Here is a 24,520-nt window from a genome sequence, read left to right as displayed (position 1 = left end):
ACAAGGAAACAGGCTTCCCCTATAGTTTAAGCTATGAGGAAGTTCTGTTGACGCAGTATGGCGAAAAATAGACTAGTATACTGATTAGTTATTTTTTGAAGGTGCCTAAATCCCACACTGTAAACTTTGCATTATTTCTTCATATATTTTTTCTTTATCCGCTTTATCTAATCCATTTACAACCCTTATACCACCAATTAATTTATTATCCATAAGAATACCATAATTTACACCTTCATCAAGTTTAGTAGTTAAAACAAATTCATTATTTTCCGTATAAGTCATATCCTGCTTTTCTCCATTTGACGAATTAATAAGTATTACCTCACTATCCTTATTAATATCATTGATTTTTATGTTAAACTCTTCTTTAATGTCAACCATAGTTACTATTGTATCTAAGTAACTTCCATCATAACTCTTATTTATTTCACTACTATATACCTCATCAAATTTTTTAATGCTCTCTGTTTTATTATGTGATAAGGCTTTAGATTCATTGTTAAATATGTAAAAACCTACTGTAGCTAAAATCAATATAATTGCTCCTAATATTGTTAAGATTTTTACCCTCATAGCATCACTCCTCTTGCTCTATAATAAAATAATATCTACCTTACTTGTTGATATTATGAAGATTTATTCTTCTATAATAAATGCTCTTTATATTTTTTATGATTAAAACTACATTTTAGAAAACTCTAAAGGTTTTGACGGTGGAGTTTTAACCGCAATTCTTCATTATTCATTCTTAATTTTTAATTCATTGTAAAAATTTTATTATGGAAATTAAAATTATGCATAAATTAAATTTTCATTATGAGCCCCATAAATCTCTCATATCTTTAAATATTATCATGGACTCTGTTACATTTTTTACTTTAATTGTATATTACTCCTATGCTAATTTCTTATCAATACTGATTATTTAACTTTTCATTTTTTTATTTGCTCCTGTTTTCTACATCTTTATTAATACTTATTTTATAACTTATAAAAAGTTTCTTATTCCTACATCAAGAAGCTTAAGAATGGCATAAATTAAAAATATATTTTATAGTTAAAGTAAAAAATCCACAACCTTAAAGATTATGGATTTTTTCTATGATTGAGGCCGTACGTTACCCTTAGCACCTCGACATTTATTTCTATCTATTGTGATAAAAGTTAGGTTTAACTTTTTAACTTATCCTTGTTAATTTTAAAATTTCTCTATTTCCTATAATAATAGGAACCTTCTCTATTTCAACATTACTAGTATCTATTCCAAACCACTTTGCTGGTGTAACAGTTAATTTTTTAATTAATAACTTTGTACTTGTAATAAAACTGTCCCACTTAGAAAGTTCACTTTCATTAGAAAGTATTTCTTCTAATAATACAAATTTAAAATCTCCCACAACACATTTTCCATTATTACTAATCATATAGTCCTTTGGAGTAAATTCCACTTCACCACTGCGAGCAAGTTCTTGAATAACTTGATGTAAAAAAACATTGATTTTTTGATCGATACGGAATCCAAGATTAAATTGAATGCTAAATGCTTCATTTGGTACAATCGTTTTTACACTATATTCTTTTGTGTATGGCTCATCTGTTACTCTAACATTTATAAACCAGTAAAACTTTGCACGTTTAGGTTGCTTATTGAAAATAGAAAAAATTATTTTCCTTTCAATTTCCTTATAATTTTGTGATTCAGTCAAATATACAATATTCGTAGCATAAAGTGGTATTTCTTTATCCTCCTTTAAAGCCTTAAAGTATTTGCTAAAAGATAATATATCAACATATTGACTAAACCTCTTTCTTATAACTGTACCATAAATCCAAATATACATAAGGAATATAAGTGCTCCAGCAATTATAATTGTCACATATCCACCATTTATAAATTTAAATAAATTAGCATATAAGAAACCTGTTTCTATTGTCATAAAAACAACAAATATTATTACTGACATAATTGGTTTTTGTTTATTAAATCTTATATATTGAGATAATAAAATAGTTGTCATCAGCATTGTTATTGTAATTGCTAGTCCATATGCTGCTTCCATATTTTCTGATTTCTGAAACTTTAGAACTAATAGTACACATCCAATATAAAGTAAATAATTTACTGCTGGTATATAAATCTTTCCCTTATCATCATTCGGGTATCTAACTTGAAGTTTTGGAAAAAGATTTAATTTAATAGCCTCAGAAACTAGTGTAAATGATCCCGTTATAAGTGCTTGGCTAGCAATTATTGCTGCAATAGTAGCTACTATAGTCCCTGGTATAATAAACCAACTTGGCATAATTAAAAAGAATGGATTTTCTTTAATTGTGCTTCCTTCACGTAACATAAGCCAAGCCCCTTGGCCTAGATAGTTCATTATTAAACATATTTTTACAAATACCCACGTATAGTGAATATTATTTTTACCACAATGTCCAAGATCGGAGTAAAGCGCTTCTGCTCCAGTAGTACAAAGAAATACTGCTCCTAAAATATATACACTTCTAGGACTTGTTACTAACAACTTAATGCCATAATAAGGATTTAAGGCCTTTACTATTTGAGGATATTGCAGTACTTGACTAAATCCTAGAATTATTAACATTGAAAACCATATAACCATCATAGGTCCGAACATTTTTCCTATTACATCTGTTCCAAATCTTTGAAGTAAAAATAACGCTGTTAATATACTTATTACAATTATAATTATACTTCTTGTTTCTATTGGAAAAACTAAAGTTAAACCTTCTATTGCTGATGTTACTGTTACAGGTGGTGTAATCATCCCATCAGCAAGTAATGTTGCTCCTCCTATAACAGCCGGTATAATCAGCCATTTAGCCCTTTTTCTTACAAGAGTATATAATGAAAATATACCTCCCTCTCCTTTATTATCTGCTTGCAGAGTTATCATTACATACTTTATTGTTGTTTGAAGTGTTAACGTCCAAACCACAAGAGATACTCCGCCTAAAATAAGTTCCTTTGATACATATCCATTATTTACTCCAAGCATTGATTTCATAACATAGAGTGGTGATGTACCTATATCTCCATATACAATACCTAATGCTACTAGAAGAGATGCTATACTAATTTTTTTTCTCATTTTTTTATAAGTTCCTCCTATATTGTCCTAAAATAAATCTATTCAAATAATTATAGTCCTCACTTATTTCAATGTCTATATCTGCAAATACAAATTTTATTATAGTTTATAACTTTTTCGCATGATACTGATTTTCTATTGAATTTTCTATAATTTATATCATCCTGTTAAACTCTAAACTGCCACAATTTTATTCCCATTACATAAAACAAATATATTTTCTCCATTAAAAATGTTTCTCTACATCATTAACCTTAAAATCACATATTCCTTCCTCAACTTCAGCATTTCTCATACTTCCCCCTAACTTAATATATTCATAATCCTCCTTCACCAATTTTTGTTTTATATAAACTATCAGATTCTAATTCCTCATAATCTGATAAAATAAATTACTTATTTACAAGTTCAAGATTTTCTTTCTTTATCTCTTTACTCCATAATTTATTTATAAAAGATTTGATTAGATTTTCAAATATATCCTTACTGGTTAATAAACCCTTATAGTTCTTATCATGTATGTTATTAATATCCTTTATTCTTATTATCTAAACAAACTAGTATAAGCCTCTCCCTATCACTATCTATTAGAAACTCCTTCCCTAATTCAAAAGCATCTTTAGAACTTGAAACTCTTCTTGGTTCATACAAAATCGAACCTTCTTTAATAAGTTTTACTGATACTAAATTAACTCTCTTTAACATCTTTTTACTTTCTTCTATCTTCACTTTTTAATTACCTCATTGATTTTCACTGTAAATTTCCCTCTTTTAATACTTCCTACACATAATAAATACCTCATAAATCCTCTTAAATAATAAAGACTTAATTACCATTAATACTGATAATTAAGTCTTATTTTTCATTAATTAAATTCTTTAGTCCTGTTATAAACTTTCTACCCAGCAAGCACAGAGAGCAGAGCAAAATTCATTTACTCTTCTAGAAATAAGAAATCCTGAGCAATATGCCCTTAAATTAATAATTAGGTTCCTTTTAAATATGGCTTTTAATATGTTAATTTATTTTATAAATATAAAACCATTTATAACCAAGAAAGCAACCAGCTAATAGGTTTATAGAAGTTTTAAATATTTTTCACTGTCTAGAAGGTTCCTAATTTATAAATAAACTCTTCATTATATATTTAATATTTAATTTGCTACTTCAAATTGGCTGTAATAAAGAGAAGCATAGAAACCATTTTGTGCTAGAAGACTCTCATGGTTTCCTCTCTCTACAATATCTCCATCTTTAACAACCAAAATCATATCTGCATTTTGGATAGTTGATAATCTGTGAGCTATGACAAAACTTGTTTTATCCTTCATAAGCCTTGATAAAGCTTTTTGAATTTCTACTTCTGTTCTTGTATCTACACTTGAAGTAGCCTCATCTAATATCATAATTGTTGGATTAGTCAGCATAGCACGAGCAATAGTTAAAAGCTGCATTTGTCCTTGAGAAACATTAGATGTCTCACTAGATATTACAGTATCATATCCTTCTGGGAGTGTACGAATAAAATGGTCACAGCAGGCTGCTTTTGCAGCAGCTATAATTTCTTCTCGTGTAGCATCCATCTTACCATAAGCAATATTTTCAGCTATTGTACCTTCAAATAGCCATGTATCTTGAAGTACCATACCAATCTGTCGACGCAATGTGCTTCTAGAAATTTCAGTAATATTAACCCCATCAATTGATATAGCTCCTCCATTCAATTCATAAAAACGCATAATCAAGTTAATTAATGTAGTTTTTCCTCCACCTGTTGGGCCAACAATAGCCACCATTTCATTAGGCTTTACTTCCAGATTTAGGCTCTTTATTAAAGTTCTATCTTGTGTGTAACCAAACTTTACATTCTTAAAAGTCACTCTACCATTAGATTTTAGGAATGTACTAGCCGTATTATCTATAATTTCTTCCTCCTCATCTAATAGTTCAAAAACTCTCTCAGCTCCAGCAATAGCAGATTGTAGAGACATAATAACATAAGAAGCTTGGGTAATAGGCTCAGAAACCTGATTTACATATTGTAAAAATGCCTGAATTCCACCTAAGGAAATCTGTCCATTAAGTGTCATTATTCCACCTACAATAGCTGTTACTACAAAACCTAGTTGATTTAAAAGCCTTATAGTTGGATATATAGCAAAATCAACAAACTGAGCCCTCCTATTTGCTTCAAGTTGCTTTTTGTTAAGCTCTGAAACTTCTTCAATCATATCCTCTTGTTGATTAAATACCTTTATAATACGATTGCCAGAATATACTTCTTCAATTTTTCCACTCAAATCACCCATGGCAGCAAAATTATCTGCATAATAACGTTGGCTCAATTTTGATACGAAATTTGTTGCAATTGCGCTAATTCCAATGAATATAAAAATTAAAAAAGATAACTTTGGATTTAAGATAACCATAGCAATAATGGTAAGTACAATTATAAAGCAAGAAGATATAAACTGCATAAATCCAACTTGCATTACTAGGGATACTTTTTCAAGGTCAGTTGTTACTCTACTCATAACATCTCCTGTTTTATATGAATCAAAGTATTTCAGTGGAAGTTTATTTATTTTTTCGCTAATGTCTTTACGTAGTGATAGAGTTAAATTTTCACCAACGCTGGATATTATATATTGCTGAATATAAGAAAGCAAACTACTAACAATAGATGTTAGTACTAACATCAAAACTGGCATAGCTAGTGCATGTGCCACTATTGATATAGCACTCACAGAACCATCAAAGCTACGAATTGCATTTAGTAGATTATTAATAGCTGCTCCAACCATAAGTGGCATAATTGCATAAGATGCACTGCTTAGTAATGCAGATATACCTACAATTATTAGCTTTTTATTTTGCGTTTTTAATCGTCTCATTAGTCTCTTAATAGTCTTTTTTGTATTTTGAGGAATATCCTCACTGAATGCCATTGTATCATTCTTCTTATTTTTATCCTTCTTCATAAAATCAAGCCTCCTTTATATTCATCTGACTTTTAGCAATTGCTTGATATACAGAACAGTTTTTCATTAGGTCATTATGTTTTCCAATACCAACTAGTTTTCCTTCGTCTAATACAAGGATTTGATCTGCATCCATAATTGTACTTACTCTCTGTGCAATTATTATCTTGGCTGCATCTGTCATATTTTCTTTAAGTGATTTACGAAGTGCTGAATCTGTTTTTAAGTCCAAAGCAGAAAAGCTATCATCGAAAATATAAACTGGTGCCTTCCTTATAAGGGCCCTTGCAATAGACAAACGTTGTTTCTGTCCACCTGAAAAATTAGATCCACCTTGAGCAACTTCAGATTCTAATCTCATAGGTAATTTATATATAAAAGAATCTGCTTGAGAAATGCTTAATGCTCTTTTCATATCTTCCTTAGTTGCCTCTTTATACCCCATTCTTAGGTTATCTTCAATTGTCCCGCTAAATAAGAAAGCTTTCTGAGGAACGTAACCAATTGTATCCCTTAATTCCTTTTGTGAAAGACATCTTATATCCACACCATTTATACGAATTTCTCCTTGGTCTATGTCATGTAATCTTAGAATAAGATTAGCAATAGTGCTCTTACCAGAGCCTGTACTTCCAATAATGGCTGTTGTCTGACCTTCATTACATGAGAATGATAGGTTTCTTATAACTGGCTCCTCTGCTCCATGATAAAAGAAGGATACATTTTCAAATTCAACAACTGCAGGATTATCCTTTATATCTTCTTTTTCTATGTTTAAATCCTGAATCTCTGGATTAATTTCCAAAACTTCCTCTATACGATCAAGACATGATTTCATTTTAGGAAGAGTAACACTTGTTGTTGTAGCCAATATTAGATAGCTCAATGTAATAATAGAATATTCAGTAACTGCAGTTATTTGCCCAATTTCCATTGTTCCATTCATAGAAAGCACTCCACCTATCCAAACTATAAATGCCATAGACAAGCCCATTATAAGCCATATTGTAGGATTTAATACAGCAAATAACTTGTTTAGCTTTATCATATCTGTAGCATAACCCTTAAAAGCTTTACTTGCTCTACCTTTCTCATATTTTTCATTTCCAAAAGCACGTATAACACGGATTCCAGTAATAGATTCCCTTATTACCTGATTAATATGATCTAACTTAGTCTGAACCCTTTTAGAAATATAAGTTGATTTCTTAAGTACTAAGCCAGCAAAAACCATAAATATTACCACAGATAAAATAAGTATTAAAGCCAGAGTAAAACTAGTGTATGCTGTCATAACAATAGATGCACCAATAATAAGTGGAGTTGGAACTATAAGCTGCAAGACCAACCCAAAAGTCTGTTGTAAATTAGAAATATCTGAAGTTGTACGTGTAATCATAGAAGAAATACCAATAGTGTCAAATTCATGAATAGATAATTCCTGACTCTTACAGAAAATCTTATCTCTCATGTAATAGCCAAAAACTGCAGCCAAGTCAGCAGAATAGTAACTTCCTAAGACAGCTGCCACTGTTGTTATTAAAAGAAGTAATATCATTTGAACCCCTATACGAAGAATCTCATTCATATCACCTTTCAAAATTCCATTGTCTACAATCCCTGCTATTAGAAATGGAATGAGTAATGTTCCTACTACTTGTCCTAAAAGCATAATTAATGTTATTCCTACTTTTCCTTTTCTTTCTTTTAGGAACACTTTTAAATACTTCATAGTATACCTCCGTTATGTAAGTAATTTTGCAAAAATTTATTTTCAGTGGTATTATAAAGCTTAAAGTAACTTTAATGTCAATAGTTTATTTAAAGTTTGGAGGTTATTATGAAAGATAAATCTTATATGCCAATAAAAGAATTTTCCCGTCTCACTGGTATTAAGCGTGAAAACCTAAGATATTATGATCAAATTGGGTTGTTCTCTCCAGAATTTCGTGGTGAAAATGGTTATCGATATTATACTAGAAGTCAGCTTACTACAGCATATTTAATCATTTCTCTTAGAGAAATTGGCATTAGTATAGACGAAATCAAGAAATACATAGATATACGTACTCCTGAGCAGATGTTTTCTTTGTTTAATGCACAGAAAAAGCATATTTTGACGGAAATAAAAAAACTTAAACGTATTCTAGAAATTATGCAATTATATGTGGATATGGCAGAAGATGCTATTAAATATGAAGAAAACAGCATAAATATTGAATATAAAAAGAAAGAACCTATTTTTTTAGGCCCTATACTTTCTAATAATCCTCCAGATGATTCTACTATTTCATTTTATAATTTCGCTGCTGAAAATGGAATTGATGTAGGTTATCCTCTTGGTGCTATTATTAATACAGAAAGCATTGAGTCTGGAGAGCCTTTATTAGTAATGCACTATTATTTTAAAGTGGAAAATGACCAAAATTCATATAAGCCGGAAGGTAAGTATGCAGTGTTCTATGGTAGATGTGCTTATGGAGAATCCGATGATCTTTATGAAAAGTTATTTACATTTATTAAAGAAAATAATCTACGCATTTGTAGTAATGCCTATGAGGAATATCCTCTAAATGAACTTACTACTAAAGATGAAAAGCAATACTGTGTAAAGATAGAAATAATGGTGAAAGATATTTAATTTAAATATTCTCCACCGCATTCTCTATACTGATACAATAAATTTTTTTGACGTTCTTATATTTATTTTTTTGTACGCTCCTTAGTTTTTATATATTTATTTTTTACTTTATCTCGTGATCTTAATCTCAATTAAAGCTCCATCTTATCAGCCTAAATTATAAATAAATTCTACTATATATGTTTTGATATTTGTAATTGGTATTCTTGTAAGGAAATATAACCTTCAGCAAATTGATTTTCTAATATTACCATTTTTTCAGTCTTTGTAATACTCAGCTAAGTCTCTTGGTGTATTATAAAAGTTTTATATTTTATTTTTATAAGATAGCTTCTATCCTAGTGCTTAATAACTTTCTATAAACATTAGAAATCTTAGATTGTTGCACAACATTAAATTTGATAAAGCGAGGGCGAAACTAAAGTTATCTTTTATCCATCTCTCTTGTTTTATATATTGTTCTGTCTTCTCTAAATGTTTTATAAAAGCATAGTTATAATATACTTATTAGTAATTATTTTTATATTGTAAGTTTATTTATGTAATTAGTTCATAATTTAGTAATTCTAAAAGAACTGAAAATTATATTATATATTAATATACTCCCATATCTATAAAATATAAATTTAACTAGATATGAGAGTATATTAATTATTTATTATATTGAGGTTCTTCTTGTTTTACAAAGTCAACTCTTGATTGAAGTGCTTGTTGTACACTTTCCATTGTATTTGCAAGTTGATTAAACATTTGTTTTGCTTCTTGATCATCTGTATCTAAAGAAAATGTCTTCATATCAGCAGCTAATCCTTTAGCACTAGATAATGCTGTTTCAAGTTTAGTTCCTGTTGGCATAAAAATTCCTCCTTTATAATTTTTTATTTATAATTTTTTATTGCAAATATATTTTGTTCATAATCAATTTAAATATTCCTTTTATTCATAATGAAATATATTCCTTTTTAAATCTAGTCTATATTTATTAAGCTTTAGTAATTTGTTTTTAATAATTTAAATAAATATTCATATTAAGAAATGAATTAAAATTAATCTCATTGGTTAAAGTAAGTTAGAAAGTAATTTAATAAATATAAAGGAGACTTTTATATGACTGCGATTTCAAAGGTAAAACAAACATTGGCTACACTAAAAGGAGCTGAGGCCACTTTAAGAATGTATTCATTACAAGAACGTGATAAAAAATCTAGAGCTATTTATAATCAGACATCTGAAGAAATAAGTAAAATTTACACAGATTTAGAAAAAAGAATAGGCGCTATGGAGTTTGAGGAACCCCAATACAAAGGCAACTAGTGAGGTGGCATATGAATTCTTGGTTAATAATATTATTTAATTCAATAGTTTTATTTTTTTTAGCATTAGTTATAACAAAATATATGAAGAAGAAGACCTTATCTAGAGCTACTCCCTTTGACTTTATTTCTTATGCTGTCATTGCTATTATAATTACTTTAACTTCTTTAAATCTTGTTGATAATCTTTACTTTGGACTAATTACATTGGCTGTTTGGGCATTGATGCCTATTATCTTAGATTATGCTTCTATGAGAAGTAAGTGGATTTATAACCTAATACATGGTAAGGAAAGAGTACTAATTAAAAACGGCAAAATCATGGAAGATAACTTATCTAAAGAGAGAATTACAGGTCAAGAATTCCTACAAGAAATGCGTTCAAAAAAAGCATTTAACTTAGCCGATGTTGAATTTGCTGTAATGGAAACAACTGGAGATATAAATGTTAGTTTAAAAGCTGATAAAAAACCTATTACCCCATATGATTTAGGAAAACAAATAGGCCCTAAAACTGAACCACAAACAGTTATTTTAGATGGAAATATACTAAATGAAGGTCTTACTAATGCTGGCTTAAATCGAGGCTGGCTTACAACCCAGCTAGAAATTAAAGGGGTTGACCTTAAAAATGTTTTTCTTGGTCAAGTAGATTCTTCTGGAGACTTATATGTAGATCTTTTTGATGATATGATACAAGTCCCTAAAACACAGGTTAAAGAAATGCTATATGCTAGCATTCAAAAAAGTCAAGCAGATCTTATGTCATTTTCTTTAGACTGTAACAGTAAAGAGGCAAAGACTATGTACTCACAAAGTGCTGAAAAATTAGAAAAAGTCATGAAAAAATTAGAACCATATTTATTACGTTAGAAGGTGAAATAAATGTCAAATATGAAAAAGAAAAGAATGACTCCAACTCAGCAGCAATATGATGCATTAGTAAAGAGTATAGAACCTAAAAGATCTATTTTTACTAATTGTATTAGAGCCTTTCTCGTAGGCGGTACAATATGTACAATTGGTCAAGGATTACAGTGGGTCTTTATCAACTATTTTAATTTTAATGAAAAGACATCAGTAGGTCCTACTTACGTAGTTTTAATCTTTTTTGCAGCTTTATTTACTGGCCTTGGAATTTATGATCATCTTAGTCAATGGGCTGGATGTGGGTCTGCTGTTCCTATTACAGGCTTTGCCAATTCTATAGCTTCTTCTTCAATTGAACATAAAAGTGAAGGATTTGTACTTGGAGTAGCTGGAAATATGTTCAGACTTGCAGGCGCCATTATTGTTTATGGAGTTTTTGCTGCTTTTGTAGTTGCTACAATAAAAATGACAATAAAATGGTTGGGGGCGATGTAAATGCTTAAAGGACATCAATCCTGGATTTTTAATTCTAAACCTACAATATTAGCTTCTGCAGTTGTCGGTGGTCCTTTTGAAGCTAATGGTGCTTTAGCTGACGACTTTGATATACTTTATGAAGATTTATGGCTTGGGCAAGATAGCTATGAAAAAGCAGAAAGGGCTCTACTTGAGCATGCTTGTGAAAGAGCAATACAAAAATCAAAGATAAAAAAGGAAAATATCAACTTTTTTTTAAGTGGAGACTTAATGAATCAAGTCATTTCTAGCAGCTTTGCTGCAAGAACTTTAGGAATACCTCATTTCGGAATCTTTGGTGCTTGTTCTAGCTCCATGGAAGGTTTATCATTAGCAGCTCAATTAATAGAAAGTAAAGCAGCTAAATATGTTATAACAGCTGCAGGTAGTCATAATGCAGCTGCTGAAAAACAATTTAGATATCCTACTGAATATGGTGTACAAAGACCACCTACTGCTCAGTGGACAGTAACTGGAGCTGGAGCTGTAGTTCTTGGGCAAAATGGAAATGGACCTAAAATAACTTCTGCTACCATAGGAAGAGTAGTAGACATGGGAATTTCAGATCCCTCTAATCTTGGAGCAGCTATGGCACCAGCAGCTGTAGATACCATTGAAGCTCATTTTAGAGATTTAAATATTGATGCTTCTCATTATGATCTTATTGCTACTGGTGATTTAGGAAAAGTTGGTCATGAACTTGCTAATGCTTTATTAGAAAAACATGACATAAATATGCCAGCACATATATTTACAGATTGCGGACTTTTAATATATAAAAAAGAACAACCAAGCTTTTCTGGTGGCAGTGGCTGTGCTTGTTCTGCTGCTGTAACTTATGGACATTTACTTAATCGTATGCGAAAAGGAGAATTAAAGAAAATATTAATTGTTGCAACTGGTGCCTTAATGTCTCCTATCTCCTATCAACAAAAGGAAAGCATACCTAGCATTGCCCATGCTGTTTCTATAGAAATGTAAAAAAGAAGGTGTGAGTTAAGTTATGGAAAAATTTATTTTTGCATTTATAATAGGTGGTTTAATTTGTGTTATTGGGCAACTTATAATGGATACTTTAAAGATTACTCCTGCACACACAACTTGTACACTAGTTGTAATTGGTGCAATCTTAGGTGGATTTGGTCTATATGATCCTTTAGTAAAATTCGCAGGTGCGGGAGCATTTGTACCTATAAGTAGTTTTGGAAATACCCTTGTAACAGCTGCTATAACTGAAGCTGAGAAAACCGGTTTTATAGGAATATTTACTGGTGTTTTAAAGACAGTAAGTGCAGGAGTTTCTTCAGCAATAATCTTTGGATTTATTTCTGCCCTGATATTTAAACCAAAAGGTTAAGCATATGAAAAAAGTGATTATAAATATAAAGTCTTTCTCTAAATTCATATAAACTAAAATGCCCCTGACAATACATTTTTGTATTGTTGGGGGTTTCATAGTTGAAGTGAGTAGACACCTTTTTCCATTATTTCTAATAGTGCTTACTATACATTGAACTTAATTTTAAGTTAAGTCCCTTGGTGTATTATAGAAGTTTTATATTTTGTTTTATAAGATAGCTTATATCCTAGTATTTAATAATTTTGTATAAGCTTTTTATTACTCTACTTAATGTCTCTAACTCATGTTTTTAACTTCTAGAAGTATTTACTTCTTAACAGTCATAATGAAAAGTAAATTTAGCTGAGCCGCGGCTTAGGATTTTCCAGTGAACCTAAACATTACATGTATTTTATATTTTTATATTTAAAATATAAAATCCGCAATCTTAGGGATTGTGGATTTCTTCTATGGTGGAGGCGATTCCCATCAATAATACCGCGATTAAATTTCACGCATATTTCTACAGAATTTTCCCCCTATGAGTCATATCAATGGTAAAATCATCAATTTCTATTATTAATACAAATCAGTGAACTACTACCACTTACCTCGTTGAAGTAGTAGCTTCGTGGTCAATATTCCTATTGGAACAAGTTTACCCACGCTCAAAAGGTCGAACCAACCTCGTTATAATACCAAAATTACATTACTAATTTCAGTAGATTTTTACTAGCATTTATATCTCTATCATGCTTCGTACCACAATTAGGACATATCCATTCTCTAAGGGCTAGATTTTTTACTTCTTCATTTTTATATCCACATTCAGAGCATAACTTAGAACTAGCATAATTACTAGGTGCTATAACTAATTCTCTCCCATACCAATCAGCTTTATATTCTAACATTTTTCTAAATTCTGACCAACTAGCTTCACTTATAGCTTTTGCTAGTTTATGATTTTGCTGCATGTTCTTAACTTTTAAGTCCTCAATAACTATAGATTGGTTTTCTCTAACAAGTTTTATTGATAACTTATGTAAGAAATCTGCCCTTTGATTTGCTATCCTTTCATGTAATTTAGCTACTTTTAATCTTGCTTTATTTCTATTGTTACTCCCTTTTTGCTTTCTTGATAAGTTTTTTTGTAACTTAATTAATCTTCTTTCTGATTTTCTAAGATACTTTGGATTAGGCTCTCTATATCCATCTAAGCATATTGCAAATTCTTTGATACCCACATCTACTCCTACTTTTTTATCAATTTTAGGTAATTTAATATTTTCTGTATCAACTAATATAGAAACATAATATTTGCTGCTAGGTGTTTTAGATATAGTACAACTCTTAATTAATCCATCAAATTGTCTATGCTGTTTTATCTTTATCATCGTTTTTAATTTTGGTATTTTTATTTTGTTATTTTTAATATATACAGTACCTTTTTGATTATTAGTTGTATAACTATGATAATTACTTTTCTTACTTTTGAATTTAGGAAATCCTACTGACTTATCTCTAAAAAAGTTCTTATAAGCTTTATCTAAATTTAATTGTTCATTAGCTAAAGCTAAACTATCAACTTCTTTTAGCCAAGGAAATTCAGTCTTATATTGTGCAGGTGTAGGATACTTAATTTGTTTAATATCTAAATCTTTGTTTTCTTCATAAGATTTAATTCTATCTACTAACATTTTATTATAGATAAATCTACTACAGCCAAAGGTTTTAACTAAATATAATTTTTGTTTTTCATTTGGATAAATTCTATATTTATAAGTCTTTAATATATCCTCACCTCATTTCATTCCTTGATTTTTTATATATTTTTAACTATATCTATGGTCACACCACAACTATTATAATACAATAACTTCTCTTCTATACTTTATAACTAATACTAAATTATTATTATTATCTAATTTCATCAATGACACTACCTTTCAGTTAATGTAACTGATTATAGTTTGTCATACTTGTTGCCTACCGGCAAGTGCCATTCATCTCCCACTTATAGATGATGGAAGAATTTCGCACAATTATGTTAAACTTTTAGTATAATATATTTATTATACTTAGGAGGTACAACATGAAATCAGCACAATATTATATAGAAAAATTAGACATGATACCACATGTGGAAGGAGGGTACTTCAAAGAATCAATAATATCAGAAGATTTCTTTAGAGAAGATAAAAAATTATTTAGTAGCATATATTTCTTACTTAAAACTGGAGAGGTATCTCATTTTCACAGATTAACTTCTGATGAGATGTGGTATTACCACGATGGTCAAGCTCTGACTATATATATGATAACACCAGAGGGTAAGCTTATAACTAAGCAATTAGGATTGGATGTAGAAAAAGGAGAAGTTCCCCAAATTTTAGTTCCTAAGGGATATATATTTGGTTCTTCTATGAACAATGATGGATTTGCTTTAGTTGGATGTATGGTAGTCCCTGCATTTACTTTTGATGATTTTGAGCTGTTTGAGAGAGCAGAACTTTTGAATATGTATCCAAAACTCGAAGATGTAATAAAGAAATTAACTAGATAAAACATATTCTTTATATTAACTAAATATAAAGAATTATAAAAAGCAAATTTTATACTAATATACTTCAACAATTGTAGGAGACACAGAATGCCATTACTATGTGATAATAGATTCTTACAATATCTAATAATTCTAAAGTTAAAATAATATCCAAAAATTATAGAAGGTCTACTTGAAAGTGGTTTAAAATTCACTTTTAAGTAAACCTCTCATTTAATTATAACTTCATTACAAATTTGTCCACAAGTTTACAGATTGATATTTTTAGGGATGTTTAGTATTTACTATTCCATGTTTCATTGCTATATTTTTTAAATTATTACCCTTGTACCATCAAATTTTGTGAAGGAAAAACCGTAAAATTCTTCATTATAGGTGTTTCTATAGTCCTGAAGTAACCCTATTGCCACAGCTTCTCCAAGTTTCATGCCCTCTAAACCATCTGAACGCCAGTGAACACCTGCAAAATCTCGTCCAAGAGCAATATTGGTAGCAAGCTTATTTAATTCTCCTCCTACTTTTAGATCACCCTCAAGATATGGTTGTAACTTAAGTCCGTCAGCGCTAGCTACTACTGGATTAGGAATAATATAATCCTCATTGAAAAATGCTTTTAAAATAGTTACCTCCGCTCCAATGTGAGCTGCATGGCCTGCAGGATATGCCGGATGAGTTGGGCATCCTTCAGGATAGGCCATAGGCAGAAGGTAAGTTCCATATTTTTCAAATACTATCTCTAATACCTTTGAATTTAATAATTCTGGATTAATCGGATATCTTGCGGCACCTGTCTTAAGGTTTTGTACGTATCCTCCAAACTCTTCGGGTCTTAATCTTCGATGCACCAAAAACTTTTGGAACCAGGCTGCTTCAAGTGCCATCCTTGCTGCACGAGCCGCAAAATCCAAAACATGTGGAGCACCAAAGGTAGCAAACCCCTCCTGGGTCTTTGAGAATAAATAGGGATTGCTCAAAGACAGAGCTTCCTGTCCAAAGCCTAATAGTATCAAGCAAGCCGTTATTGCAGCCTGAATGCTGCTGTCTTTATGGACATATTCACCGAGAACTCTGCCATTACTAATATATCGAGGTATTGGATCAAGTTTTAATGTTGAAGAGGGCGCCTGTCCATTCTGTATATTAAGCCATTCATTATATGAAGTCATATAATCGATTTTTCCCACAGATGCAATGTAATTCTGTGTTACAGTTTTTGCTCCAAAGGGAATATCCTTCAAGAGGAACTGTGAAACATATGGCCCTTCCAAAGCGCCAGGTACATTACTACGGAATAGTGTTCCCGTGGTGACTTTACATTTGCATTTAGGTCCATCAAACTTCGAAAACTTTGATAAATCCTCAGCTGCAGCCCTAGTTTCAGGGCTAGTATTATAATCTACAAAAGGGACATCACGAGTTAAAGCCATCCAATAATCCTCAGCCATTTCACTTGCTTCTATGGCACCTGAAAAGCTCGGAGCTGGTGCTATAGTAAGATGGTGAGAATCAGGTCCCACCATCTCATACGCATACGAGGCCTGAGGGTCAGAGAATTTTCTAGTCCCTCCTAGTGGTAACAACTCAAATTTTTCTGGATTTCCAGTGGTTAATGTGCTTATCCAAATGTTGTAGGCCTCTAAATTTACTTCTCCTAACAAATTATGAGGTAAAGCCTTTGTATAATTTCCAATCTTATTTACATATAAAATTTCATCGTCATTGCATCTTTGACCCTGAAGAATCAAATTCTTCTGAAATAAAGCAGACTGAATTCTTTTTTCAAAGGCCTCACCGCGCCTCTGTTCAGGCGTCAAAGGTCCAATCTCACACTGATCTGTTATTGCATTATATTTAGAGCATACGGACTTAGTAATACAAACTTTATCTTCGACTTGATTCGTTTCTTTCTTTTTATCATGCTTTTCTTCCACCTTAATCACTCCTACTATTTGAATTAGAGCTTTACTATATTCAAATTTAAATATACTATCTATATCAATTCTTCAGTATATTATATGTATCGAGTGATTAAATTTCTATTCTTAATCTCAAATGTTATATAATTTAATTACTCTAAAATTTCTTTTTCAATTTTTTTCTTTTTAAAGCTTCTTATTGACCTATGATTTTTTAAAAATCTGATTACCTCATTGCTCATTTAATCTACTCTCTTTTACCATTATCTTTAAATTATACTAATACTTCTTTAGTAATAATAAACTTATAATGTTATCCACTTTATGGTACAGTATTATTATAGAATGCTTTATCTTTAATATACTTTGTTTATAGCTAATGACCAGTATAATTAAAAAATTCACCACATTTCTATGGTGAATTTTTATTTTACGATAAGTGGAAGTTGTGAACCTTAAATCTACAATAAATATTTAGCATATTCCCGCACTTATCTGCTTCTATAGTCCCATTAATTTTCTCCATTAAACTCTTTACTATAGATAGACCAAGCTCTGTACCTTTTCTTGATCGATTTTTATCTGACATATAAAATTTATAAAAAATTTTATCAACATCTATAGAGCTCAAATCGTCAGTAGTATTGCTGACTTTTAATAATACCATTTCCTTTTCTAAAACTAAAGAGATACACAACTTGTTCTTTGCATATTTGATAGCATTACTTAATAAGTTTTCAATTATACGTTCCAAATATTTTTCTTCAGCGATAATATATATACTATCTTTTGGTATTTCTATAATAGGACTCAAACCTTTATCTAAAAAATCCCTATATCTACCCAATAAAAGCTCTTGCAATATTCTAGTAAAATTTAAACTTTCCAGTTTAAGTTCATGATCCAAATATTCTATTAGTGACAGTTCATAAAAATCATTTAATAATGTTTCAAGAAATTTTGCCCTTTGCTCCGCTATATTTAAATATGCTATTCTCTCCTCTTCATTTATATTATCTAATTTGCAAAATTGAATATATCCTATAATTGAAGTTAAAGGAGTTCTAAGATCATGAGACATATTAGTAATTGTTTGTCTTAATTCACTTTGGAGCTTAATATTGTTAATTGAATTTCAAGTTTGTTCCTCTTATTTTTGCAATTTATTATAAAACAAGTAAAATTAAAAGTTATTGACATAAAATTAGTTACTTTTTAAATTTTATTTTCTCTTCATTTTAATTTTACAGATCGTAACCTTAACAAGAGATTAATCATACATTGAATTAAGGCATCTTCAAGAAAATAATAGACCAGTATGTTATTTTCTTGAAGATGCCTTAAATGAAAAGGAGATGATTTCTTGATTGATTCAAAAACAATACCAAAATACACATCTGATCTCGATATATTACCTGTTTTTAAACCTATATATGAGTATGATTGTATTTTAAAAAAATGTATACCAACTTATAGAGTAGATATAATTAAAACTGAAGTTCAAATGTTACCAGAGGGTTATCCTAAGACTACAGTATATGCATATGGAGGTATAGTTTATAGCAATGACGATACAGAAGAATATGTATCATCTACTCCAGGTCCTTCATTTATAGTAAAAACAAATGAAGCTATATCCGTGGAGTGGAGAAATAAAATAGATAGTGAGCATATACTACCTGTAGATCCAACTCTTCACTGGGCAAATCCAAACAATTTTATAGTACCTCCAAAACCATGGCCGTCATTTCCTCCTGGATTTATTGAAGCCCAATTTCCAGTTCCTACAGTTACCCACCTTCATGGAGGAGAAAGTGAAGCTAAATACGATGGATTTCCTGATTCATGGTTTACCTTTAATGGTATAACAGGGCCAGCATATGAAACTAATGTATATAGATATCTAAATCAACAACAATCATCAAATTTATTTTACCATGATCACACATTGGGAATTACTAGACTAAATGTTTATGCTGGTTTAAGTGGAGCATATATAATAAAAGATCCTTATAATATATTAGATTGTGAAGATAGCTCTCCAATGCCTCAAGGTAAATATGATATAACACTTATAGTACAAGATAAGTCCTTTAATGAAGATGGCAGCTTACACTTTCCATCTAATGGAATCAATCCAAATACTCATCCATATTGGAGACCTGGATTTTTAGGAAATGCTAATGTTGTTAATGGTAAAGTGTGGCCAAATTTAAATGTTAAGAAAAGACCTTATAGATTTAGAATAGTAAATAGTGCAAATTCAAGATTTTATACTTTTAAATTATCCAATAATAAAGATTTTATAATAATTGGTACTGACTCTGGATATGCTGAAAAACCAATATATGTAGATAAAATAACTTTATCACCTGCCGAAAGAATAGATGTTATAATAGACTTTTCTAAATTTACAGATGAAAAAGTATTATTGCTAAATGTAAATGAAGACTCACAATTAGATAAAGAAACAACAGGTCAAGTAATGCAGTTTAAAATAGAAAAGTGTAAATATAAATATTGTCCTTTAAAATTGCCTTGCAAATTAAATAACATTCCAAAATTGCAGGAAACAGTCTCTAAAAGAGTTGTTATTTTAAATGCATCACTAAATTCAAGTGGACTTGATGCCCTTTTATTAAACGGACAAGCATGGCATGCACCTGTGTCTGAAAAGCCACTAGTAGGTTCTACTCAAGTATGGGAAATAGTAAATATAACTGGAGGAGCACATCCAATTCATATACACCTTATAAATTTTCAAGTGTTAAATAGACAAGCTATTGATAGCACATTATATGCCAATGATTTTAATGCTATAAATGGTCCATCACCATTAAGCGATCCTACAAAAATAATAGAGCCTAATAGCTATTTAATAGGAAAGCCTATTAAACCAACAGCTTCAGAATGTGGATGGAAAGATACTGTTATAGCTTACCCTGGACAAGTTACTAGAATAATTGTACCAATGTTTCCAAGTATAGAAAATCCTGAACGGGTAAAGCCTGGAGATAATTTATTTCCATTTGATCCAAGTGATTTTCCTGGATATGTATGGCACTGTCATTTATTAGACCATGAAGATAATGAAATGATGAGACCTATGGAGGTAGTAAACAAATATGGAAATAATATTTCTTTAAAAGTTAATAAATAAGTGTAATATAAATTATATACTAATCTGCAAATGTAAAAAAATGGACAAGCTAAGTGATATATTAGTTTATAGAATATAAATACAATTAATTTATCATATTCTCTAACTCATTTCTATAGTTTTTTATTTTACTACTTGTGATATCAGAAATTATTTAAAACAAAGAAAAAACAAGCAAAATTAATACTAACTAAATATAAGAAAGTAACTCCTAAAAATAATAGATACAATGAAAAAATGAAAGTTAATAAGTAAAGATTCTATAAGAGCTTTATAAGGATAAAGTCATCAGATATCCTTATATAATTTCTACTTCCTTATATTTGCACAAATTTCTTAATATATCTCTTATACTTTCTTTATATTTGTTGTATATTATCTTTCTTCTAAATTTAGGTGTAAATATAATATGATACTTGCACATCCACCTTGTATGTAATAAACTTTTATCCCTAAAACTCACCTTTTTTATCATTGTAATAGTAGTTTGAACGCTTCTATTATAATGGAAAGATGAATTTTTGTATAACTAAATTGTCATCCATTTGCGTAGTAGGTAGTTTATTGTTCCGCACATTCACGAGCTCAACAGAATAAATTCCATAAATAAAAAAAGGGCAAAAGCCCTTTTTAAAATGTCCCTAATTATATTTCAGTTTTGTTCACTATTGAGGCTTTTCCCCCTACTTTAATACTAATTCTTTCAAAACTTTTTTCTACTTTAACTATTATCTCACTAGGATTATCCATATAGTATCCTTGTTCACAATAAATAGCTATGTTTTCATCTTCATTAACTTTTATAATTTCATTCTTTATAAGATAGGCTCCTAACGCTCCATTAGAAGTGCCTGTTGCACTTTCTTCATCAATTCCTGCTGCAGGCCCAAAGTTCCTTGTAGAAACAGTAGAAGTATCATTTTCTGTTTCTAAAGTAAAGGCATGAACTCCAATCACACCTAAGGAGTTACTATAGTCTGCTAATTTCTTAAAATCAGGATTGATTGATTTTAATACTTTAAGATTTTTAACAGGAAGCATTATATCTGCAAGTCCAGTAGATACCGCCTGAGGTTTTATCTTAAAAGGTTCTATAAAAATATCTTCGCTTGAAATACCTAGAATATCACAAAGTTCTTTACTATCATCTATTTCAAATAAAAATTTAGGCTCTGCTTGAGTCATTAGAACGTTAGATATTTTACCATCACTAAAATTAAGCTCTACATCTAATATGCCTGCTTTAGTTTTTTGTCTTATAATTTTTTGACTTTTTCCTTCATCGCAGGTTATCATTCCTAGCTTTGCTAAGGTATAGAAACTGGCGATAGTAGCGTGACCACAAAGTTCAACTTCCTGAGTTGGTGTAAAGAATCTAACTTCAAAATCATAATCTTCTAGATTCTTAGAATTATTATGTTCTTTTTTATTAGCATTAGGAATTATAAACGCTGTTTCAGATAGTCCTACTTCTTTTGCAATAATTTGCATTTCTAAGGTGTTAAGCATAGAAGCATCTACAACTATACCTGCACCATTCCCCCCTTTATTATCTTTAGTAAAAGCATTTACTATATAAACTGATATTCCCATATTTAAATTCCTCCTAAGTTTATTTAGTTTTATAATGTAGGCAAAGCACAACAAGGAGAATTCACTAAATTAATATACCATTTAGCAAACTACAGCCACTTTCTCCTATTTATTTCATAATATATAGCGATATAAAATCATATTATTAGGATTATATGATATATTTTTGTCCTATTTATAATGAAATGCTTGAATACTTTAGTGATATTAATCTTAATTAGATTATATCAATTTAATACTTTGTCCAATCCCTAATCGAATTGCATTTTTAAATATCATGCAAGCAGTTATGTTATCTTGAATGGACATTCCTGTAGAGTCAAATATAGTAATCTCTTGATTATTTTCACGTCCTAATTTAGTACCTAATAAGATTTCACCAATTTCTCCATGTAAATCTTTCTCAGTGATGATACCTTCTCTTATTGGGTTTTGCATCTCACCACGATGCACACACTGCTGTATATTATCTACAACTATTTTAGCATGGGAAAAAATTTTTGAATCAAGCTCCTGCTTACCTTTCATATCTGCACCAATTGCGATTATATGGGTGCCAGGACTAACCCATTCATCTTGTACAATAGGATTTTTACTGGATGTTGCAGTAACAATAATATCTGAAGATTTTATAGCTTTCTTTGGTTCATCACATAGGATAACCTGAATACTAAGCATTGATTCTATATCTTGCTTATACTTCAACATATCTTCACCTATAGGACTCCAAACCTTTACTTTTTTTATAGGTAAGACCTCTTTAAGTGCTACTACTTGCATTCTAGCTTGATTTCCAGCACCAATCACACCTACAACTTCTGAATTTTTTCTCGCTAGTACCTTAGCAGAAACACCACCAGCTGCACCTGTTCGATATCCTGTAATCAAGCTGCCATCCATTATACATACTGGATAGCCATTTTTTCCATCATATAAGGTTATGGTTGCTAAAAGTGTGGGCAATTTATAACACTTTGGATTATCCCAATAACCAACTGCAGTTTTAACAGTAATCATCTCCGTGGACTTTGAATACCCAGCCTTTAGATCCATTTCTCCATTATAATCTGGTACCTCAATAGAAAGAATCGGTGGCTGAACTACCAATTTTCTATTAAAGTCCTTATATGCTTCCTCTACTGCAACAATAGTATCTGTCATATTTAATATTTGCTTTACTTCTTTCTGATTAAGCATCAATGTTTTCATGCTAATTACCTAAACAAGTTTCTTTTCAATTAAGTAATTTTCAAAAACTTTTAAATTAGTTTCAAAATCCTTTCGACCATATCCCATCCTAAAATAATTATCTTTAAAGGCATATATATCTGCTGGTAGAAGTAATACTCCTTTTTCCGCAACCAATTTATCGCAGAATTCTCCTATTGGCATATCGATATTCATTTTGTGAAAAGCTATAGGTCCTGCACCTGGTCTGTTGTATTTAAATAAATTATCATACTTTTCAAAAAATTTATCTGCTATTTCAAGGTTTCCTTCAATGATTTTACAATTTCGCTCTAAAATCTCATCACTATGCTTTAAAGCAACAGTTGCAAGATATTCAGCAGTACTACTGCAACAAATACTGGTATAGTGCTTCATCTTTATCATCTTTTCAAGGATTTCTTTATCTTTTGTAGCAATCCAACCAATTCTAAGTCCAGCTAAGCCATATGCTTTAGACATTACCCCGAGAGATATAGCTTTTTCATAAATATCTGCAAACCATGGTCGTTTAACCCCGTCTAGTTCAATACCTTTATATACTTCATCACAGAATACATATATATCATGCTTACGAGCAATGTCGGCAATCTTTCTCATTTCTTCTTCTGTAAATATATATCCTGTAGGATTATTTGGACTATTAACACAAATTAGCTTTGTATTTGGCTTAATCATTTTTTCTAATTCATCATAATCTATAGACCAACCATTTTCTACTTGTTTAAGTGACCATTTGGACACTTCACATCCAATAGCGTTACCTACCTCATATAGAGATTGATATATTGGAAACTGACATATCATATGATCTCCGGCTTCTAAACACACATTCAAGAAATTAAATATTGGTTCTTGTGCACCAACATGAACAATGACCTCTTCTGAATTAATATTTTTATAAAGCTTAGAGATTTCTTTTCGTAGTTCTGGACTTCCAGGAACTTCAGTATATCCTAACCATCCATTTAACAATCCTTCTTCTGCCCCAGGCTCAAGAGCTAATAGTTCTTTTACAGACATTGACTCGCAATCTGATTGAGTCAATAAATAAGGAGCTGAGAATTCATGCTTCCCAAAGAATACTTCAAGTTTAAAATCATTTATACGCATAATTACCACCTAACCTTTTCTTATTTTTCTTTTATTATACTGAAAGGTTCTAATATTGTATCCATCCATTTATTGAATATTAAACCAACCAAGTGTTACAATAGGAGTGACCAAAGAGAATGCTATATAGATAAACTACTTTAGAAACTAATGTATAACTGAATATAA

Annotated in this window: 20 protein-coding genes and 1 pseudogene; 8 read left to right on the top strand and 13 right to left on the bottom strand. The window is 30.4% G+C overall.

Annotated elements, in window-relative coordinates:
• Positions 1 to 105: 105 nt before the first annotated feature.
• The 5 genes from ACY1IQ_RS00725 to ACY1IQ_RS00705 form a co-directional block, all read right to left on the bottom strand.
• Positions 106 to 576 (bottom strand): hypothetical protein, encoded by a 471-nt coding sequence (locus tag ACY1IQ_RS00725; RefSeq protein ID WP_461612143.1) that lies wholly within the window; start codon positions 574 to 576, stop codon positions 106 to 108.
• A gap of 605 nt (positions 577 to 1,181) precedes the next feature.
• Positions 1,182 to 3,119, bottom strand: a complete 1,938-nt coding sequence (locus ACY1IQ_RS00720; protein ID WP_461612142.1) for a KUP/HAK/KT family potassium transporter — start codon at positions 3,117 to 3,119, stop codon at positions 1,182 to 1,184.
• Positions 3,120 to 3,644: 525 nt separating this feature from the next.
• Positions 3,645 to 3,848, bottom strand: coding sequence for a hypothetical protein (locus ACY1IQ_RS00715; protein ID WP_461612141.1), 204 nt, complete (start codon positions 3,846 to 3,848; stop codon positions 3,645 to 3,647).
• A 426-nt stretch (positions 3,849 to 4,274) separates the two neighbouring features.
• Positions 4,275 to 6,101: an ABC transporter ATP-binding protein gene (locus ACY1IQ_RS00710; protein WP_461612140.1), complete on the bottom strand. Its 1,827-nt coding sequence runs from the start codon at positions 6,099 to 6,101 to the stop codon at positions 4,275 to 4,277.
• A 4-nt stretch (positions 6,102 to 6,105) separates the two neighbouring features.
• Positions 6,106 to 7,833, bottom strand: a complete 1,728-nt coding sequence (locus ACY1IQ_RS00705; RefSeq protein ID WP_461612139.1) for an ABC transporter ATP-binding protein — start codon at positions 7,831 to 7,833, stop codon at positions 6,106 to 6,108.
• Positions 7,834 to 7,941: 108 nt separating this feature from the next.
• On the opposite strand from ACY1IQ_RS00705, the gene ACY1IQ_RS00700 reads away from it, so the two are divergent.
• Positions 7,942 to 8,742: a MerR family transcriptional regulator gene (locus tag ACY1IQ_RS00700; RefSeq protein WP_461612138.1), complete on the top strand. Its 801-nt coding sequence runs from the start codon at positions 7,942 to 7,944 to the stop codon at positions 8,740 to 8,742.
• Positions 8,743 to 9,393: 651 nt separating this feature from the next.
• Here ACY1IQ_RS00700 and ACY1IQ_RS00695 read toward each other — a convergent pair.
• Positions 9,394 to 9,597, bottom strand: a complete 204-nt coding sequence (locus tag ACY1IQ_RS00695; protein ID WP_461612137.1) for a DUF1657 domain-containing protein — start codon at positions 9,595 to 9,597, stop codon at positions 9,394 to 9,396.
• A 252-nt stretch (positions 9,598 to 9,849) separates the two neighbouring features.
• Here ACY1IQ_RS00695 and ACY1IQ_RS00690 point away from each other — a divergent pair, with 252 nt between their 5' ends.
• From ACY1IQ_RS00690 to spoVAE, 5 genes are read left to right on the top strand one after another with little or no spacing between them, the layout of a single operon-like run.
• Positions 9,850 to 10,056, top strand: a complete 207-nt coding sequence (locus ACY1IQ_RS00690; protein ID WP_461612136.1) for a DUF1657 domain-containing protein — start codon at positions 9,850 to 9,852, stop codon at positions 10,054 to 10,056.
• A gap of 11 nt (positions 10,057 to 10,067) precedes the next feature.
• Entirely contained in the window at positions 10,068 to 10,928 is an 861-nt protein-coding gene (locus ACY1IQ_RS00685) for a DUF421 domain-containing protein (RefSeq protein WP_461612135.1), read from the top strand.
• A gap of 12 nt (positions 10,929 to 10,940) precedes the next feature.
• Positions 10,941 to 11,420, top strand: coding sequence for a stage V sporulation protein AC (spoVAC, locus tag ACY1IQ_RS00680; RefSeq protein WP_461612134.1), 480 nt, complete (start codon positions 10,941 to 10,943; stop codon positions 11,418 to 11,420).
• A complete protein-coding gene (gene spoVAD, locus ACY1IQ_RS00675; protein WP_461612133.1) occupies positions 11,421 to 12,422 on the top strand; it encodes a stage V sporulation protein AD in 1,002 nt (333 codons plus the stop codon).
• A gap of 22 nt (positions 12,423 to 12,444) precedes the next feature.
• Complete coding sequence (gene spoVAE, locus ACY1IQ_RS00670; RefSeq protein ID WP_039633011.1) at positions 12,445 to 12,798, top strand: stage V sporulation protein AE; 354 nt, start codon at positions 12,445 to 12,447, stop codon at positions 12,796 to 12,798.
• 686 nt (positions 12,799 to 13,484) lie between these two features.
• Here the strand turns inward: spoVAE and tnpB are convergent.
• Entirely contained in the window at positions 13,485 to 14,573 is a 1,089-nt protein-coding gene (tnpB, locus tag ACY1IQ_RS00665; protein ID WP_461612347.1) for an IS200/IS605 family element RNA-guided endonuclease TnpB, read from the bottom strand.
• Between the two features lie 299 nt (positions 14,574 to 14,872).
• Here tnpB and ACY1IQ_RS00660 point away from each other — a divergent pair, with 299 nt between their 5' ends.
• Positions 14,873 to 15,343: a cupin domain-containing protein gene (locus tag ACY1IQ_RS00660; protein WP_461612132.1), complete on the top strand. Its 471-nt coding sequence runs from the start codon at positions 14,873 to 14,875 to the stop codon at positions 15,341 to 15,343.
• Positions 15,344 to 15,654: 311 nt separating this feature from the next.
• Here the strand turns inward: ACY1IQ_RS00660 and ACY1IQ_RS00655 are convergent, their stop codons facing one another.
• Together ACY1IQ_RS00655 and ACY1IQ_RS00650 are read right to left on the bottom strand one after the other, a co-directional pair.
• Complete coding sequence (locus ACY1IQ_RS00655; protein WP_461612131.1) at positions 15,655 to 17,274, bottom strand: vanadium-dependent haloperoxidase; 1,620 nt, start codon at positions 17,272 to 17,274, stop codon at positions 15,655 to 15,657.
• Between the two features lie 415 nt (positions 17,275 to 17,689).
• On the bottom strand, positions 17,690 to 18,349 hold the full coding sequence (locus ACY1IQ_RS00650; protein WP_461612346.1) for a sensor histidine kinase: 660 nt from the start codon (positions 18,347 to 18,349) through the stop codon (positions 17,690 to 17,692).
• A 273-nt stretch (positions 18,350 to 18,622) separates the two neighbouring features.
• On the opposite strand from ACY1IQ_RS00650, the gene ACY1IQ_RS00645 reads away from it, so the two are divergent.
• Entirely contained in the window at positions 18,623 to 20,419 is a 1,797-nt protein-coding gene (locus ACY1IQ_RS00645) for a multicopper oxidase family protein (RefSeq protein ID WP_461612130.1), read from the top strand.
• A 301-nt stretch (positions 20,420 to 20,720) separates the two neighbouring features.
• Here the strand turns inward: ACY1IQ_RS00645 and ACY1IQ_RS00640 are convergent.
• The 4 genes and pseudogenes from ACY1IQ_RS00640 to ACY1IQ_RS00625 all read right to left on the bottom strand — a co-directional run.
• Positions 20,721 to 20,894 (bottom strand): annotated as a pseudogene (locus tag ACY1IQ_RS00640) (transposase); the annotation flags it as partial.
• Between the two features lie 170 nt (positions 20,895 to 21,064).
• On the bottom strand, positions 21,065 to 22,012 hold the full coding sequence (locus tag ACY1IQ_RS00635) for a PhzF family phenazine biosynthesis protein (protein WP_461612129.1): 948 nt from the start codon (positions 22,010 to 22,012) through the stop codon (positions 21,065 to 21,067).
• Positions 22,013 to 22,234: 222 nt separating this feature from the next.
• Complete coding sequence (locus ACY1IQ_RS00630) at positions 22,235 to 23,221, bottom strand: ornithine cyclodeaminase family protein (protein ID WP_461612128.1); 987 nt, start codon at positions 23,219 to 23,221, stop codon at positions 22,235 to 22,237.
• A gap of 9 nt (positions 23,222 to 23,230) precedes the next feature.
• Complete coding sequence (locus ACY1IQ_RS00625) at positions 23,231 to 24,352, bottom strand: aminotransferase class I/II-fold pyridoxal phosphate-dependent enzyme (protein WP_461612127.1); 1,122 nt, start codon at positions 24,350 to 24,352, stop codon at positions 23,231 to 23,233.
• Between the last annotated feature and the right edge of the window lie 168 nt (positions 24,353 to 24,520).

This window comes from Clostridium sp. Marseille-QA1073 (assembly GCF_054863625.1).
The sequence above is the reverse complement of the archived record's forward strand: the minus strand, read 5'-3'. Positions and strand labels throughout refer to the sequence as shown.

Excerpts from the sequence above, each read along its gene's own strand:
- ACY1IQ_RS00710 (WP_461612140.1), bottom strand. The coding sequence starts at position 6,101 with ATGAAGAAGGATAAAAATAAGAAGAATGATACAATGGCATTCAGTGAG.
- ACY1IQ_RS00705 (WP_461612139.1), bottom strand. The coding sequence starts at position 7,833 with ATGAAGTATTTAAAAGTGTTCCTAAAAGAAAGAAAAGGAAAAGTAGGA.
- ACY1IQ_RS00690 (WP_461612136.1), top strand. The coding sequence starts at position 9,850 with ATGACTGCGATTTCAAAGGTAAAACAAACATTGGCTACACTAAAAGGA.
- ACY1IQ_RS00700 (WP_461612138.1), top strand. The coding sequence starts at position 7,942 with ATGAAAGATAAATCTTATATGCCAATAAAAGAATTTTCCCGTCTCACT.
- ACY1IQ_RS00725 (WP_461612143.1), bottom strand. The coding sequence starts at position 576 with ATGAGGGTAAAAATCTTAACAATATTAGGAGCAATTATATTGATTTTA.
- ACY1IQ_RS00630 (WP_461612128.1), bottom strand. The coding sequence starts at position 23,221 with ATGAAAACATTGATGCTTAATCAGAAAGAAGTAAAGCAAATATTAAAT.
- ACY1IQ_RS00660 (WP_461612132.1), top strand. The coding sequence starts at position 14,873 with ATGAAATCAGCACAATATTATATAGAAAAATTAGACATGATACCACAT.
- ACY1IQ_RS00685 (WP_461612135.1), top strand. The coding sequence starts at position 10,068 with ATGAATTCTTGGTTAATAATATTATTTAATTCAATAGTTTTATTTTTT.
- spoVAD (WP_461612133.1), top strand. The coding sequence starts at position 11,421 with ATGCTTAAAGGACATCAATCCTGGATTTTTAATTCTAAACCTACAATA.
- spoVAE (WP_039633011.1), top strand. The coding sequence starts at position 12,445 with ATGGAAAAATTTATTTTTGCATTTATAATAGGTGGTTTAATTTGTGTT.
- spoVAC (WP_461612134.1), top strand. The coding sequence starts at position 10,941 with ATGTCAAATATGAAAAAGAAAAGAATGACTCCAACTCAGCAGCAATAT.
- ACY1IQ_RS00695 (WP_461612137.1), bottom strand. The coding sequence starts at position 9,597 with ATGCCAACAGGAACTAAACTTGAAACAGCATTATCTAGTGCTAAAGGA.
- ACY1IQ_RS00635 (WP_461612129.1), bottom strand. The coding sequence starts at position 22,012 with ATGGGAATATCAGTTTATATAGTAAATGCTTTTACTAAAGATAATAAA.
- ACY1IQ_RS00625 (WP_461612127.1), bottom strand. The coding sequence starts at position 24,352 with ATGCGTATAAATGATTTTAAACTTGAAGTATTCTTTGGGAAGCATGAA.
- ACY1IQ_RS00720 (WP_461612142.1), bottom strand. The coding sequence starts at position 3,119 with ATGAGAAAAAAAATTAGTATAGCATCTCTTCTAGTAGCATTAGGTATT.